Here is a 13,507-nt window from a genome sequence, read left to right on the forward strand (position 1 = left end):
TGGAGCCGCGGCAGTGCTTGAGAATGCCCGCCCAAAGCTGCCCGGTCAGGCCGAAGGGCCTAACGGATCGCAACGAAAACCTCCGAAGTCATGGCGCGCCAAGCGCTCCGCCAGGGCCGGGAGAAACAGCGTCGCCTCCTCGGCGAGCCGCCAGGGCGGGTTGACGACGATCAGGCCGCTGCCGGTCAGCCGCTTGGGGTCGTCGGGCCGGTCGATCAGCAGGTCGAGGCGCAGCGCCGGGCGAGCCAGGGCGCCATCGAGGTCGCGGACCATGCGGTCGAGGGCGGCGGCATCCTTGACCGGGTACCAGGCCAGGAAGATGCCGGTGGGCCATTTGGCGACCGCGCGCACGAGATGGGCGCCGAGCCGCTCGATCTCGCCGGGAACCTCGTAGGGCGGGTCGATCAGCACCAGGCCGCGCCTCTCCGGCGGCGGGATCTGGGCGTTGACGGCGGTCCAGCCGTCGAGGGTCAGCACCTTGGTCCGCGAATCGCGCTCGTAGCGCCCCCGCAGCGTGGCGGCGTCCAGCGGATGGAGTTCCACGAACACGCCCTTGTCGCCCGGCCGGAGGGCCTCGCGGATGAGAGCCGGCGAGCCCGGATAGGCCGTGGCGCCGTGGCGTGCGCGCACGGCCGCCACGGCCGCTCGATAGGGCGCGAGCAGCGCCTCGACGGGTTCCGCGAAGGGCTCGTCCATCCGGCCCCAGCCATCCCGCCACTCGCCGGTGCGGGCCGCCTCGTCGGCATCGAGGTCGTAGACGCCCAGGCCCGCGAAGGCATCGAGCGCGCGGAAGGGCTTGTCCTTGCGGCGCAGGTGGTCGAGCACCCGCGCCAGCACGAGATGCTTGAGCACGTCGGCGTGGTTGCCGGCGTGGAAGGCGTGTCGGTAGTTCATGGACGCGCGGTGAAGCGGATCCGGGCCTCCAGGTCCAGCGGCGCCCCGCCGGACCGCCCGAAAATGTCAGCGCGCCGCGTCGAGGGTGATTTCCGGCGCGCGGCAATTGCCGCGGGCGACCTCGGGACAGGAGGCGAAGCCGCGCAGGTCCTTGCCGAAGCAGATTCGGACCTCCTGCAACTGCCCCCGGGCGCAGGTGACCGACATCATGTCGGGCCGCAGGCCGCGATTGGCGGCCACGAATTGCCGGGCGATCTCGATCGGGGCCAGGGTCTGCGGCGGGCCGCCGCCCTTGAGCGCCTCCGGAATGGTCACCGCGAGGCGGGCCTCCCGTGCAGCGGAGAAGTAGGCGGCGGGGTCGAGGCCCGAACAGGTGCCGTGCTTGCGCCACTCGTACCGGGCGAGCCCCTCGCTGGGATAGACCTGTCCGGCCACGTCCATGGCCTGCCGGGTCGGCGCGCGCGTCACCGCCGAGCAGTTCTCGGGGTAGCCCCGCGCATATTGCGGCCAGAGTCCGTGCACCACGAAGCCGAGGCCGCGACCCGGGGCGCACTGGACGTCGTCCCGGCGCTGGCCTTGGCTCGCGCAATAGGTCGGCGACCACGACAGGGCGAGGACGTAGAAGTCGAACTCGCCGGGCGTGCCGCGCCGGGCGAAGCCGCCGAAGTCCTGGGCGGCAGCCGGACCGGCCAGGATCAGGCCGGCGAGGCAGGCGGCGAGCCCGCGCATGGTCAGGGGCGCGCCATCCGGCACGCGGTGGCGTAGGCGTAGGCGAGGTCGCGGTCGAGCCCGTGGACGCAGAACTCGACGCCCCAGGTCGCACCAATGATGCCGAGGCTCTCGCGGACCGAGTAGTCGACCTTGCGGCGCACGCCGTCCGAGGTCGTCACGGTCGCGGTGCAGAACCGGCGCGGGTAGGTGTCGAGCCCCCACGGCCGCCAGGCGGTGCGCTCGATCGTGTCGAAGGACAGGATCGTCATCGACGAGTTCCAGAACTTCGCCTCCTTCTCGGCGAAGTTGGTCGAGACCCGCTCCAGAACCGACGGGTCTTGGCAGCCGGGGATCTGGGCGTCGAACGGGAAGACGCGCTCCTCGGCGGGCTCGATATCCTCCCGGGCCGAGCGGGCGAGCGCCGGCTGTGCCAGGGAGAGGAGGGCCAGCCCGAGGGCGAAGCCGTGACGGATCGGGCGCATGGCGCGTGCCTCGACGGATGTGCGGACCTGCATCGGTGAACGATGCCGCCACCGCGCCGCCAGTCAAGCTCCGAGGATCGCGCGGCCACGCTTTGGCGAACGGTGCGGCGCGGCCGCTACAGTACCGCGCGTCAGGAAGGCCACGCGGACAGGCAGCCGTCCGCTCAGTAGATGGGCCCGGTGCTCGGCGGCGGCGCGCCGAGCTGAAGCGGCTCGTCGTACTCCTGTGCCGGCTCCTCGGGCGCGGCGTTGGCGACGCGTGGCGCGGGCCGGACCGGCGGCGCGGAGGTGTAGGCCGATGCCGCCGGCAGGCGGGCCGGGGCGCGGGCCACCTGAGTCGCGCCGCCGGCCTTCGACATCGGCGAGAGGCCGTAAGGATCGTCCTCCTCCACATCCACCGGAGCCTGCGGGGCGGCCGGCTGGCGCGGCGGCGGGACCGGGCGGGACAGCGGCCGCTCGACGCTCGTGCCGAGCTGCGGGGTGAACTTGATCAGCGGCTGGCAGATCCGCTTCAGCCCGCGCGGATCGTGCCGGGCCAGGTCGACGTGGATATGGTCGTAGTGGAACACGTTGGAGCCGGGTGCCAGCACCGTGGTGAAGCGCTGACAGGCGCCGAGGAAGATCTCGCGCAGGAAGCCCTGCTCGGCCTCCGTGCCGCGCCAGCCGCCCTTCACGGTGATCACGTGGCCGTCCGCGAGCTTGATCGACATGACGTCGATGGCGTTGCCGAAGCCGTGCTCGGAGAGCTTGGCACCCGGCTGGTTGTTGCGGCCGCGGCAGGAATAGGAGCCGGCGTTGATCTCGGCCACCGGCACGCCGAAGTAGAGGTTGGCGGCCGGCTGGATCGTGTCGGCGAGCCAGGCCTCCGCCTCGGCCAGCGCCGGGCAGCCGAGCGTCATCCGCTGCTTCATCAGGACCGTGCCGCCGGCGAGCCGCGTCACCCGGAAGGGCTGCTGCATGCCGCAGGGACCCGGCCCGTCCATCGCGGCGATCGGCGTGATGTACTCCGACGGCTCCACGAGCTTCTTGGCCAGGCAGACCTGCTCCGCCTGATCACGCCACGGGTCACGCCGCTCGAAATGGTTGATCGAGCACGCGGTGAGGCCTGCGCCGAACAGCGCCAGGGCCGAGAACAGGGATACGCCACGCCACATGATCGGGACGATGCGCACGGTCCCGTAAAGCGTTCGTCAACGGCGTTTCGGGAATGCCGCAGCCTGTGGCGCCTCGGTTGACAGCGCCCCGGGGCGTAGACTGAATGCATTATGCTTTCGCTCCTCGACCTCCGCGCCCGCATCGCCGCCGGCACCCTGACACCCGGCGGCGCGATCGACCTGTGCCGCGCCGCGATCGCCGCGCGGGAGCCGGACCTGCACGCCCTGGTCACCCTCGACGCGGCGCCGGCGATCCCGGACTCGGGGCCGCTTGCCGGCATCGCGGTGGGCGTGAAGGACATCATCGACAGTGCCGGCCTGCCGACCCAGATGGGCTCGACGATCTACGAGGGCTGGACGCCCCGGGGCGACGCTGCCGTGGTGAGCCGGCTGAAGCAGCTCGGCGCCGTCGCCCTCGCCAAGACCACGACAACGGCCTTCGCGAGCAGCGACCCGACCGCCACGGTGAACCCGCACGATCCCGGTCACACGCCGGGCGGCTCCTCGGCGGGTTCGGCCGCCGCCGTAGGCGCCGGGATGCTGCCGTTGGCGCTCGGCACGCAGACGGCGGGCTCGGTGATCCGGCCCGCCAGCTACTGCGGCTGCGCGGCGGTGAAGCCGTCGTTCCGGCTGATCCCGACGGTCGGCGTGAAGACCTATTCCTGGGCCCTCGACACGGTCGGGCTGTTCGCCGCCGGGGTGGCCGACGTCGCCCACGCCCTGGCGCTGGTCACCGGCTGCCCGGAGATCGAGCGGGCGGACGCCGGCTCGGCCCCCCGGATCGGTCTCGTGCGGCAGGATTTCGCCGGGGCCCCGGCGCCGGAGGCCGAGGCGGCGCTGGTCCGAGCCCGGCAGGCCGCGGAGCGGGCCGGGGCGCGGGTCAACGACCTCGCCCTGCCGGAGGAACTCGCCCAGGCCTGGGAACGCCACAACCTCATTCAGCACTACGAGGGACGGCTGGCGCTGGCCTGGGAGTACGACACGCAGGCCGACGCGCTGCCGCCGCTGGCGCGGGCGCATCTCGACGCCGGCGCGGCGATCAGCCCGGCCCAGTACGACGACGCGCGCCGCCACGGCCACCACGCCCGGCGGGTGCTGAAGGGCCTCTTCGCGGATTACGACGCGATCCTGACCTTCTCGGCGTCGGGTCCGGCACCCGCCACCCTGGCGTCCACCGGCGACCCGCGCTTCAACCAGCTCTGGACGCTGATGGGCGTACCCTGCGTGAACGTGCCGGTGCCTGGCCACCGCCTGCCGGTGGGCGTGCAGGTGATCGGGCGCTTCGGCGACGACGGCCGGGCGCTGGCCGTCGCCCGGCTGATCGAGGACGGGCTGCGCGGCTGACGCGGTGGCGCAGGCCGCCGCTCAGGTGGCCGGCTGCTCGTGGAGCGTATCCTCCACGTAGAGCTGCTCCAGCAGGACCTTGATCACCGCCATGAGCGGCAGGGCCAGGGCGATGCCCCAGAGCCCGAAGATCACGCCGAGGATCAGCTGCCCGGCGAAGATCGTGGCCGGCGGGATGTCCAGCGCCCGCTTCTGGATGAACGGGGTGAGGCCGTAGCTTTCCAGGCACTGAACCGCGAGATAGACGCCGATCGCCCCGATCACCGCCTTCGCGCCGGACGCCAGCGCCGCCAGGATGATGACGAGGCCTGCCACCAGCGGCCCGACCGTCGGCACGAAGGCGAGCAGGCCCGCCTGGAGCCCCAGGATCAGCGCGCCGCCGATCCCCAGGAAGGCGAGGCCCGCCCAGGTGCACAGGAAGATCACCGCCATGATGATGAGCTGGCCGAACAGCCAGTGCCTCAGGGTCTCGCCGGCACCGTCGAGCACCTGGGTGGCGCGCCAGCGCTTCGCGGGCGGCACGAACCGGACGACGCCGTCTCGGTAGGCCTTCGGATCGGCCGCGAAGGCGAGCCCGAGGAAGGCGATCACCAGGAGGTTGCCCAGGGCGTCGAACAGACCCAGGATGACCGCGGCGGCCGGCCCGAGGACGCTGCCGGCATCCGACACGAAGGAGCCGCCGCCCTTCAGGAGGCCGGAGGCGAGGCCGGCGAGGCCCCCTTCTTTCTGGCCGGACTCCGTCGAGCCGTCCTTGCCGCCGGCCTGCGGCGCGAGGCTCGGCACGTCGATGCCCCGCTCGGAGAGCCAGCCGGAGACCGTGCCGGCCTGATCCTTGATCGTCGTGCCGAGGTCTCGGCCCTGCTGCACGATCGTGGCGCCGCCGTAGCTCCCGAAGCCGATGACCGCCGCCGCCACCGCGAGGCTGGCGATCGACAGCCGCAGGGCCCGCGGCAGGGGCAGGACACGGCCCAGCCCGCGGGTCAGCCCATCGAGGAAGACGCCGAGGAGCATGCCGGCGAAGATCAGCAGGATCGTGCCCGCCGACATCCAGGCGAGCGCCAGCACCGCCACGAAGCAGACGACGGCTATCCCCGAGGCCGCGAGCGGCGCCGTCCCGCGCCAAGGCCCGACCGGGCCGTCCAGTTCCTTGGGGCTGCTGTCCGACATCGTTGCTCCTGCGCCGGGCTCACGAACGCTGCGAGCCCTCCCGGGTCAAGTGCGCTGGCCGCCAGAACTATGCACAGCGGTGCGACCGGACGGCGGCCTGCGCGTTGTCTCGGCGGCCGCAGGACAGCGGCGACGGCATAGGCAGGATGGCGCGCATGAGCACCTACGGCGAGACCCCGAGTTATTCCCTCGGCCTGGGCCGATCGGTCGACAACGGCGACCAGCTCAGCAGCGTGATGCTGTTGGGGATCGCGGTGGCCGGAGCGGTCGTCGCGATCCTCCTCAGTGCGCTGATCGTCTAGGCGCGGCTTCGCCGCGTCGAGGCCGGTTCAGCGACAGGGCGCGTGAAAACGAAGACTTGACGCCGCGCGCGCTGGTAACGCCACGGCACACGGCAAGACGGTGGTCCGGTGGATCTCAACCCGCCGCCTCATCCTGAGGTGCCCGCGTCGACGGACCTCGAAGGAGGGCTCCAGGGATCGCGGTGGCTTCTGGGGGGCTCCTTCGAGGCCTCCGCTGCGCTCCGGCACCTCAGGATGAGCGGGCGGATTGGACAGCCGATCCGAACGTTTCCCGGCGTGTGTCGTGTACCGTGGCGTTGCGATCGGCCGTGGCCCTGGCGGTCAGGTCCAGCGCTCGGCCGCGGCGTCGTCCCGAGCCGCAGCCTCGACCCAACCGCCGGTGGTGCCATCAGCGAGGTGCTCTCGCTTCCAGAACGGCGCCCGGGTCTTGAGGTAGTCCATCAGGAAGTCCGCGGCCTCGAAGGCCGCGACCCGGTGGCTGGAGGCGGTGACGACCAGGACGATGCCGTCGCCCGGGCGCACCAGGCCGTGCCGGTGGATCACCCGCAGGGCCTGAAGAGGCCAGCGCCCGATCGCCTCCTCGGCGACCCTCTGAATCTCGGCCTCGGCCATGCCGGGGTAGTGCTCGAGTTCGAGGGCCGCCAGCCGCCCGTCCTCGTCGCGACACAGGCCCGTGAAGGTGACGACGGCTCCGGCCCTGCCACCGAGTTCGGCACCGATCCGCGCGATCTCGGCGGCGGTGTCGAAGGGCTCGGCCTGGATGCCGATGCTCGGAAGGGGGGCGCTCATGCCGCGATCCATAGGAGTCCGCGGACGGGCCGGCCAGTCCCCTGCCTGTCACACTTGCTCCCGCCTCTATATGACACGGTCCGTCGCGCACTCCCGGTCCGGGGCGCGGTGCGCGATCGTCCGTCTCGACCCCGCTGATCCCGGACGGCGCCGGAGAAGGATAGCCGCGTGACCCCCGACCTGATCCTGGCCTATGACGGCGTCCAGCCGGATTTCGCGAGCCGTCCCGTCTGGTGCGGCCGCGGCAGCACGGTGATCGGCGCCGCGCGCATCGGCGCGCAGGCCTGGCTCGGCGACGAGGCGGTGATCCGCGCGGACGGACAGACGGTGACGCTCGGTGACCGCTTCTGGCTCGGCCACCGCTCGACCGTCCACATCGCCACCCGGACGCACGGCACGCAGGCGGGCGACCGCGTCACCGTCGGTCGCAACAGCGTCGTGCATGCCTGCACGGTCGGCTCCGACGTGGTGATCGAGGACGACGTTGTGATCCTCGACGGGGCGCAGATCGGTGACGGCGCGGTGATCGAGGCCGGGGCGACCGTCTTCCCCCGGGCCAATCTGCCCGGCGGCTACGCCTATGTGGGCAGCCCGGCCCGACCGAGCCGTCCGGTCGCGCCCGAGGAGGTCGCAGAGCGCGCCGAACGGCTGCGCGAGCGGATGGGCGACGGGCCGTCCCTACCGCCTGGGGAGCTGGCGGATGTCGAGGCCAGCGTGTTCGTGGCGCGGACCGCGCGCCTGCGCGGGCGGGTGAGTCTCGGCGCCGGGTCGAGCGTGCTGTTCTGCTGCGACCTGAACGCCGAAGTCGGCCCGATCGTGGTCGGCGCCGACACCAACATCCAGGACAATACCGTCATCCGCACGCGGGCCGACGGGGTCGTGATCGGCCGGGACACCACCATCGCCCACAACGTCCGCATCGCCGACTGCCGGATCGGCGCGCGGGCGCTGATCGGCATCGGCGCGACGATCGCGGCCGGCACCCTGATCGCCGACGACGTCATGCTGGCGGCCGGCGCCACCACCGATCCCGGCCAGATCCTGGAGGCGGGCTATCTCTGGGGCGGCCGACCAGCCCGGATCCTCGCGCCCCTCGATGCCGAGAAGCGCGCCATGATGATCCGCATCGTCGAAGGCTATTGCCAGCACGGCCGGGAATACCGGGCGGCTCAGGAGGCGCTGGGCTGACGATCCGCCGTCAGTGCTGCAGGATCTTCGACAGGAAGGTCTGCGCCCGCTCGGACCGGGGACTGCCGAAGAAGTCCTCCTTCTTGGCATCCTCGACGATCTCGCCGCGATCCATGAAGATCACCCGGTCGGCGACCTTGCGGGCGAAGCCCATCTCGTGGGTCACGACCATCATGGTCATGCCCTCCTTGGCGAGCTCCACCATCACGTCGAGCACCTCGCCGACCATCTCGGGATCGAGCGCCGAGGTCGGCTCGTCGAACAGCATCACCACCGGGTTCATGGCAAGCGCCCGGGCGATCGCCACGCGCTGCTGCTGGCCGCCGGAGAGCTGGCCGGGGAACTTGTTCGCGTGGGCGCCCAGGCCGACGCGGGCGAGCAGGTCGAGGCCGCGCTTCTTCGCGTCCTCGGCGCCGCGGCCGAGCACCTTGCGCTGGGCGATGGTGAGGTTGTCGGTGATCGACAGGTGCGGGAACAGCTCGAAGTGCTGGAACACCATGCCGACCCGCGAGCGGAGTTTCGGCAGGTTGGTCGCCTTGTCGGCGACCTTGGTGCCCGCCACCGTGATCTGGCCCTTCTGGAACGGCTCCAGGGCGTTGACGCACTTGATCAGGGTCGACTTGCCCGAGCCCGAGGGGCCGCAGACGACCACGACCTCACCCTTGGCGACTTGGGTGGTGCAGTTCGTCAGGACCTGGAAGTCGCCGTACCATTTGCTGATGTTGTCGATGGCGATCATCGTCTCGCCGGGCGCCGCCGCGGGCGCGCCGGAGGTCAGGCTGCCGGGCTGCAGGCCGGCATCCTTCGGCGCGTGGGCCGCGTCGGCGGCGGGTTCGGCGGCGGTGGGGGCCGGCATCGGGGACGAGGTCATGACGCGGTCTCCAGTGTCGGTCAGCGGATGATGGCCACGCGGCGCTGCAGGCGGCGCACCAGGAACGAGGCCGAGAAGCAGATCGCAAAATAGACCACGGCCGCGAAGATATACATCTCGACGAGGCGGCCGTCGCGCTGGGCCACCTTCGAGGCGGCGCCCATGAAGTCTGTGAGCGACAGCACGTAGACCAGCGAGGTGTCCTGGAACAGCACGATGGTCTGGGTCAGCAGCAGCGGCAGCATGTTGCGGAAGGCCTGGGGCAGGACGACGTTGCCCATGGTCTGCCAGTAGTTCATCCCGAGCGCCTGGGCGGCGGCGGTCTGTCCCTTCGGGATCGACTGGATGCCGGCCCGCATGATCTCCGAGAAGTAGGCGGCCTCGAAGGCCATGAAGGTGATCAGCGCCGACGGGAAGGCGCCGACCTGGATCGGCGTCGAGGATCCGGTCACGTAGGCGCCGATATACGGCACCAGGAAGTAGAACCAGAAGATCACCAGCACCAGCGGCAGCGAGCGGCAGAGCTCGACATAGCCCTTGGCGAAATGGCTCAGGCCGGGCAGACCCGAGAGCCGCGCCATCGCCAGCAGCGTGCCGATGATCACGCCGCCCACCGCCGCCAGGGCGGTCAGCGTCACGGTGAAGACCATGCCCTGCCCGAACAGGTAGGGCAGGGACGAGACGATGACGGAGAAGTCGAAATTCGAGAGCATCGGGGCCTGTTACCGGTGGCCGTCGGGCGGGGCGGAGGAGCGGGCGTAGGCGTCCCTCAGCGCTGGCCGGGGATCGCCACCGCCTTCTCCAGGAAGGTCGCCGCCGTGACGACCACGAGGTTGATGATCACGTACAGGATGGTCGCCGCCGTGAAGGCCTCGAACACCTGGAAGGAGAATTCCTGCATCGAGCGCGCCCGGGCGGTCAGCTCCAGGAGGCCGATGGTCAGGGCCACCGACGTGTTCTTGAGATTGTTGAGGAATTCCGAGGTCATCGGCGGCAGGATGATCCGGTAGGCGTTCGGCAGCAGCACGTAGCGGTAGGTCTGGTAGGTGGTGAACCCCATGGCGGTGCCGGCCATGCGCTGGCCCCGCGGCAGCGACTGGATGCCGGCGCGGACCTGCTCGGCCACGCGGGAGGCGGTGAAGAAGCCGAGGCACACCACCGCCGTGTAGAACGGCGCGTCGGGCAGCTGCTTGATCGCGTCGCCGATCCGGGTCGGGACCACCTCCGGCAGCACGAAGTACCAGAGGAACATCTGCACCAGCAGCGGGATGTTGCGGAAGATCTCGACGTAGGTCGTGCCGATCGCGTTCGCAGTCTTCGAGGGCAGCGTCCGCAGCACACCGATCAGGGAGCCGAGGAAGAACGCGATGATCCACGAGCAGAGCGCGGTGGCGATCGTCCACATGAGCCCCGAGAGCAGCATGTCGAGATAGGTGCCGTTGCCCTCCGGCGAGGCGTCGAAGAAGATCCGCCAGTTCCAATTGTAGTTCATCGCGCCGCTTCTGACATAAGACGTGTGAGCCCGGCGATCCCCACTCTCACCCTCATCCTGAGGTGCTGCGAAGCAGCCTCGAAGGGGGGTTCCAGATGGCGCCGCGGTCCCGGGAGGGCTCCTTCGAGGCCTCCGCTGCGCTTCGGCACCTCAGGATGAGGGTGGGTCTGGGAGAGCCGTCGACTTCGTATCTGGCGTGACGCACCGCGGACTTCTGCCCGCGATGCGCCGCGTCGTGTCGAACCGATCTCAGTAGGCCGCCGGGTCGGGGCTGGAGATCGGCGTCGTGAACTGCTTCTTCATCTCCGCGCTCATCGGCAGGTTGAGGTTGATGTTGCGCGGCGGGATGGCCTGCGTGAACCACTTGTCGTAGAGCGCCTTGCCCTCCGGGCTCGTGTAGAGCTTGGCGGTGGCGTCGTCCGCGACCTTCTTGAACTCCGTGTCGTCCTTGCGGAGCATGATGCCGTAGGGCTCGGGCTTCGACAGGGCCTCGGTGGAGATCTCGTAGGCGGACGGGTCCTTCGAAGAGGCGGCGAGCGAGGCGAGCAGCACGTCGTCCATCACGAAGGCGGCGGCGCGGCCGGTCTCGACCATCAGGAACGCCTCGGCGTGGTCCTTGGCCGGCAGGATCGTCAGGCCGAGCTTGCGCTCCGTGTTGGCCTCGTTGATCTGCTTGATGTTCGTGGTGCCCGAGGTCGACACGACGGTCTTGCCCTTCAGGTCCTCGATCGTGTGCAGGTTGGCCGACTTCTTCGAGACGTAGCGGGTCGCGGTCAGGAAGTGCGAGTTGGTGAACCACACCTGCTTCTCGCGCTCGGCGTTGTTGGTGGTCGAGCCGCACTCGAGGTCGATCGTGCCGTTCGCCATCAGCGGGATGCGGGTGGCGGAGGTGACCGGGTTGAGCTTCACCTCGAGGTTCGGGAGGTTGAGCTTGGCCTTCACGGCGTCGGCGATCTTGTAGCAGATGTCCATCGCGTAGCCGACCGGCTTCTGGTCGGCGCCGAGATACGAGAACGGCACGGAGGCGTCGCGGTACCCGATGACGATGGCGTTGGAATCCTTCACCTTCTTGAGGGTGCCGGTCAGCTCCTGCGCCCGCAGGCTCAGGGGGGCGAGGGCGAGGGTCAGGCCAAGCGCCGCGGCGACGCCGCGGCGAGCGATATCAGACTGCATCGGTACGGAACTCCTGGATCGGGCCGAACGGTGTCGGCTGGCGGCGGGGCACGCGGGCCCGCCCGCTCGGGCGACGCCGTTGCAATGATGGTGCCGGGAGGAGGGAGCGAGCGCCGCGTCGGGCGGCGGCCGAGGACGGACAGGGCGCGGCCAAGCTCGTGCAGTCGCACGCAGATGCGATCCCTGCAGCCCCCATGGCCTCCTCCATGGCGCTGAGCCGGCCTTTCGCTCGCGCCACCGGCATCTTGCACACTTCTTAGGCGTACGCACGCGGTGGAGAGGACGGATACGCCCCTGGGGCTGACGAATCCACGGCATAGAATACGACAACGCCGCCCGGCGCGGTCACGCGGGGCGGCGTCAGCATGAGACGCCGTGAGAACGGCGGATCCGTCTTACTTCGTCAGCTCATTACCGCTGTAGTCGATCTTGCCGTCGGCGCCCTTCTTCCACTCGTACATCACGTAGTCGGGCCGGGTGATGTCGCCCTTCTTGTCGTAGGCGATCGGGCCGACCACCGTGTCCACCGCCTTGCCCTGGTGCAGCCAGTCGGCGAGCTTCTTGCCGTCGCTGGAGCCGGTCTCGGCCATCGCCTTCGCGAGGACCTGCACGGCGGCGTAGGAGTAGAGGGTGTAGCCCTCGGGATCGATATTCTTGGCCTTGAAGGCGGCGAGCGCGGCCTTGGCGTTGGGGTTCTTGCGAGCGTCCGGCGGGAAGGTGGTCAGCGTGCCCTCCGCGGCGGGGCCGGCGATCGCCACGAGCTCGCGGTCGACCATGCCGTCGCCGCCCATCATCGGCGCCTTCAGGCCCTGGTCGCGCATCTGACGCAGGATCAGGCCGGCCTCCGTGTAGTAGCCGCCGAAATACACCACGTCGACGTTGGCCGACTTCAGCTTGGAGACGAGGGCGGAATAGTCCTTCTCGCCCGGGTTGATGCCCTCGAACATGACCTCCTTGCCGCCCTTGGCCTTGAAGGCCTTCAGCGTCTCGTCGGCCAAGCCCTTGCCGTAGGGGGTCTTGTCGTGGACGAAGGCGACCTTCTTGCCCTTGAAGTGCTCGGCCAGGTAATTGCCGGCCACCGCGCCCTGCTGGTCGTCGCGGCCGCAGGTGCGGAAGGTGTTCCACATACCCCGCTCGGTGAACTTCACGTTCGTGGAGGCGGGGGTGACCTGGATGATGCCGGCGTCGAGGTAGACGTCGGAGGCCGGGATCGACACGCCGGAATTGTAGTCGCCGACAACCATCTTGACGCCTTCGCTGGCGAACTTGTTGGCCACCGACACGCCCTGCTTCGGGTCGGAGGCGTCGTCGCCCACCGTCACCGTCAGCGTCGTACCCTTCAGGGTGCCGGCCTTGTTGAGGTCCTCGACCGCCTGGCTCGCGCCGTTCTTGAGCTGCGCGCCGATGGCGGCGCTGTTGCCGGTGATCGGCGCGGCGACGCCGAGCTTGACGTCGGCGGCCTGCGCGGCCGCCACCATCGCGCCGAGGGCGAGCCCGGCCAGCAGAATCGATCTCATCGCGTACTTCCCCATGATGTCAGGACCGCACGTGCGGATCCGGCCGCACTCATCGGACCTCGCCCGGAACTGGCGCCCGCGCGCGCCACGTAAGCGGTGAGGTCTTCTCGTAGAGCCAGCGGTACTGGCTCGTCATCTGGCGCGTCCGCGTGTAGCGGAAACCCGCTGCGCCGATGACCATGACCACGATCGCGTCGACCGCGTAGTAATGCAGCGACAGCAGCGTGCCCGAGAACAGCGCGTAGTGGATGAAGCGCACCGCAGCGGCCACGAGGAGCAGCGCCAGCGCGCATTGCCAGAACGGCCGCCAGCCCCGGGCGATGCCGCGGGCCGCCATCCATCCGGCCCAGCCGCCCATCACCACGGTGACGAGCAGGAACAGCCAGGCCGATTCCTCCTCGTACAGAATCCCCTGCAACACGC

General features: G+C 70.2%; 15 protein-coding genes. 3 read left to right on the forward strand and 12 right to left on the reverse strand.

Annotation, left to right across the window (positions count from 1 at the left end):
* Positions 1-45 precede the first annotated feature (45 nt).
* The 4 genes from MMSR116_RS20130 to MMSR116_RS20145 form a co-directional block, all read right to left on the reverse strand.
* Entirely contained in the window at positions 46-894 is an 849-nt protein-coding gene (locus MMSR116_RS20130) for a 23S rRNA (adenine(2030)-N(6))-methyltransferase RlmJ (RefSeq protein ID WP_010687490.1), read from the reverse strand.
* 66 nt (positions 895-960) lie between these two features.
* Entirely contained in the window at positions 961-1,623 is a 663-nt protein-coding gene (locus MMSR116_RS20135; RefSeq protein ID WP_010687491.1) for a ribonuclease T2 family protein, read from the reverse strand.
* A 2-nt stretch (positions 1,624-1,625) separates the two neighbouring features.
* Positions 1,626-2,087: a hypothetical protein gene (locus MMSR116_RS20140; RefSeq protein ID WP_010687492.1), complete on the reverse strand. Its 462-nt coding sequence runs from the start codon at positions 2,085-2,087 to the stop codon at positions 1,626-1,628.
* A 164-nt stretch (positions 2,088-2,251) separates the two neighbouring features.
* Positions 2,252-3,241: an extensin-like domain-containing protein gene (locus MMSR116_RS20145; RefSeq protein WP_039894951.1), complete on the reverse strand. Its 990-nt coding sequence runs from the start codon at positions 3,239-3,241 to the stop codon at positions 2,252-2,254.
* A 111-nt stretch (positions 3,242-3,352) separates the two neighbouring features.
* Between MMSR116_RS20145 and MMSR116_RS20150 the strand changes: the two genes are divergently transcribed.
* A complete protein-coding gene (locus MMSR116_RS20150; RefSeq protein ID WP_010687494.1) occupies positions 3,353-4,585 on the forward strand; it encodes an amidase in 1,233 nt (410 codons plus the stop codon).
* A 21-nt stretch (positions 4,586-4,606) separates the two neighbouring features.
* On the opposite strand, the gene MMSR116_RS20155 is transcribed toward MMSR116_RS20150, so the two are convergent.
* Positions 4,607-5,752, reverse strand: a complete 1,146-nt coding sequence (locus MMSR116_RS20155; RefSeq protein ID WP_010687495.1) for an AI-2E family transporter — start codon at positions 5,750-5,752, stop codon at positions 4,607-4,609.
* A gap of 155 nt (positions 5,753-5,907) precedes the next feature.
* Here MMSR116_RS20155 and MMSR116_RS31425 point away from each other — a divergent pair, with 155 nt between their 5' ends.
* Positions 5,908-6,054 carry a hypothetical protein gene (locus MMSR116_RS31425; RefSeq protein WP_010687496.1) on the forward strand — a complete coding sequence of 49 codons (147 nt, stop codon included), beginning with the start codon at positions 5,908-5,910 and terminating at the stop codon, positions 6,052-6,054.
* A gap of 321 nt (positions 6,055-6,375) precedes the next feature.
* On the opposite strand, the gene MMSR116_RS20160 is transcribed toward MMSR116_RS31425, so the two are convergent.
* Entirely contained in the window at positions 6,376-6,843 is a 468-nt protein-coding gene (locus MMSR116_RS20160; RefSeq protein ID WP_039894935.1) for a molybdenum cofactor biosynthesis protein MoaE, read from the reverse strand.
* Between the two features lie 168 nt (positions 6,844-7,011).
* Here MMSR116_RS20160 and MMSR116_RS20165 point away from each other — a divergent pair, with 168 nt between their 5' ends.
* On the forward strand, positions 7,012-8,031 hold the full coding sequence (locus MMSR116_RS20165; RefSeq protein ID WP_010687498.1) for a gamma carbonic anhydrase family protein: 1,020 nt from the start codon (positions 7,012-7,014) through the stop codon (positions 8,029-8,031).
* A 10-nt stretch (positions 8,032-8,041) separates the two neighbouring features.
* On the opposite strand, the gene MMSR116_RS20170 is transcribed toward MMSR116_RS20165, so the two are convergent.
* The 6 genes from MMSR116_RS20170 to MMSR116_RS20195 all read right to left on the reverse strand — a co-directional run bounded on the left by MMSR116_RS20170 (position 8,042) and on the right by MMSR116_RS20195 (position 13,502).
* Positions 8,042-8,770 (reverse strand): amino acid ABC transporter ATP-binding protein, encoded by a 729-nt coding sequence (locus MMSR116_RS20170; RefSeq protein ID WP_039894952.1) that lies wholly within the window; start codon positions 8,768-8,770, stop codon positions 8,042-8,044.
* Positions 8,771-8,922: 152 nt separating this feature from the next.
* Positions 8,923-9,615 carry an amino acid ABC transporter permease gene (locus MMSR116_RS20175; protein WP_010687500.1) on the reverse strand — a complete coding sequence of 231 codons (693 nt, stop codon included), beginning with the start codon at positions 9,613-9,615 and terminating at the stop codon, positions 8,923-8,925.
* A gap of 56 nt (positions 9,616-9,671) precedes the next feature.
* Complete coding sequence (locus tag MMSR116_RS20180; RefSeq protein ID WP_010687501.1) at positions 9,672-10,394, reverse strand: amino acid ABC transporter permease; 723 nt, start codon at positions 10,392-10,394, stop codon at positions 9,672-9,674.
* A gap of 249 nt (positions 10,395-10,643) precedes the next feature.
* Positions 10,644-11,567: an amino acid ABC transporter substrate-binding protein gene (locus MMSR116_RS20185; RefSeq protein ID WP_010687502.1), complete on the reverse strand. Its 924-nt coding sequence runs from the start codon at positions 11,565-11,567 to the stop codon at positions 10,644-10,646.
* Positions 11,568-11,962: 395 nt separating this feature from the next.
* Positions 11,963-13,084, reverse strand: a complete 1,122-nt coding sequence (locus MMSR116_RS20190) for a branched-chain amino acid ABC transporter substrate-binding protein (protein ID WP_010687503.1) — start codon at positions 13,082-13,084, stop codon at positions 11,963-11,965.
* A 49-nt stretch (positions 13,085-13,133) separates the two neighbouring features.
* Complete coding sequence (locus MMSR116_RS20195) at positions 13,134-13,502, reverse strand: DUF6867 family protein (protein ID WP_039894953.1); 369 nt, start codon at positions 13,500-13,502, stop codon at positions 13,134-13,136.
* Between the last annotated feature and the right edge of the window lie 5 nt (positions 13,503-13,507).

The organism is Methylobacterium mesophilicum SR1.6/6 (genome assembly GCF_000364445.2).
In the GTDB taxonomy this organism is placed as follows: Bacteria; Pseudomonadota; Alphaproteobacteria; order Rhizobiales; family Beijerinckiaceae; genus Methylobacterium; species Methylobacterium mesophilicum_A.

What these genes read in the sequence shown, in the direction of transcription:
- MMSR116_RS20190 (WP_010687503.1), bottom strand. Translation starts at nt 13,084, where the DNA reads ATGAGATCGATTCTGCTGGCCGGGCTCGCCCTCGGCGCGATGGTGGCG.
- MMSR116_RS20140 (WP_010687492.1), bottom strand. Translation starts at nt 2,087, where the DNA reads ATGCGCCCGATCCGTCACGGCTTCGCCCTCGGGCTGGCCCTCCTCTCC.
- MMSR116_RS20170 (WP_039894952.1), bottom strand. Translation starts at nt 8,770, where the DNA reads ATGATCGCCATCGACAACATCAGCAAATGGTACGGCGACTTCCAGGTC.
- MMSR116_RS20185 (WP_010687502.1), bottom strand. Translation starts at nt 11,567, where the DNA reads ATGCAGTCTGATATCGCTCGCCGCGGCGTCGCCGCGGCGCTTGGCCTG.
- MMSR116_RS20145 (WP_039894951.1), bottom strand. Translation starts at nt 3,241, where the DNA reads ATGTGGCGTGGCGTATCCCTGTTCTCGGCCCTGGCGCTGTTCGGCGCA.
- MMSR116_RS20135 (WP_010687491.1), bottom strand. Translation starts at nt 1,623, where the DNA reads ATGCGCGGGCTCGCCGCCTGCCTCGCCGGCCTGATCCTGGCCGGTCCG.
- MMSR116_RS20155 (WP_010687495.1), bottom strand. Translation starts at nt 5,752, where the DNA reads ATGTCGGACAGCAGCCCCAAGGAACTGGACGGCCCGGTCGGGCCTTGG.
- MMSR116_RS20180 (WP_010687501.1), bottom strand. Translation starts at nt 10,394, where the DNA reads ATGAACTACAATTGGAACTGGCGGATCTTCTTCGACGCCTCGCCGGAG.
- MMSR116_RS31425 (WP_010687496.1), top strand. Translation starts at nt 5,908, where the DNA reads ATGAGCACCTACGGCGAGACCCCGAGTTATTCCCTCGGCCTGGGCCGA.
- MMSR116_RS20175 (WP_010687500.1), bottom strand. Translation starts at nt 9,615, where the DNA reads ATGCTCTCGAATTTCGACTTCTCCGTCATCGTCTCGTCCCTGCCCTAC.
- MMSR116_RS20130 (WP_010687490.1), bottom strand. Translation starts at nt 894, where the DNA reads ATGAACTACCGACACGCCTTCCACGCCGGCAACCACGCCGACGTGCTC.
- MMSR116_RS20160 (WP_039894935.1), bottom strand. Translation starts at nt 6,843, where the DNA reads ATGAGCGCCCCCCTTCCGAGCATCGGCATCCAGGCCGAGCCCTTCGAC.
- MMSR116_RS20150 (WP_010687494.1), top strand. Translation starts at nt 3,353, where the DNA reads ATGCTTTCGCTCCTCGACCTCCGCGCCCGCATCGCCGCCGGCACCCTG.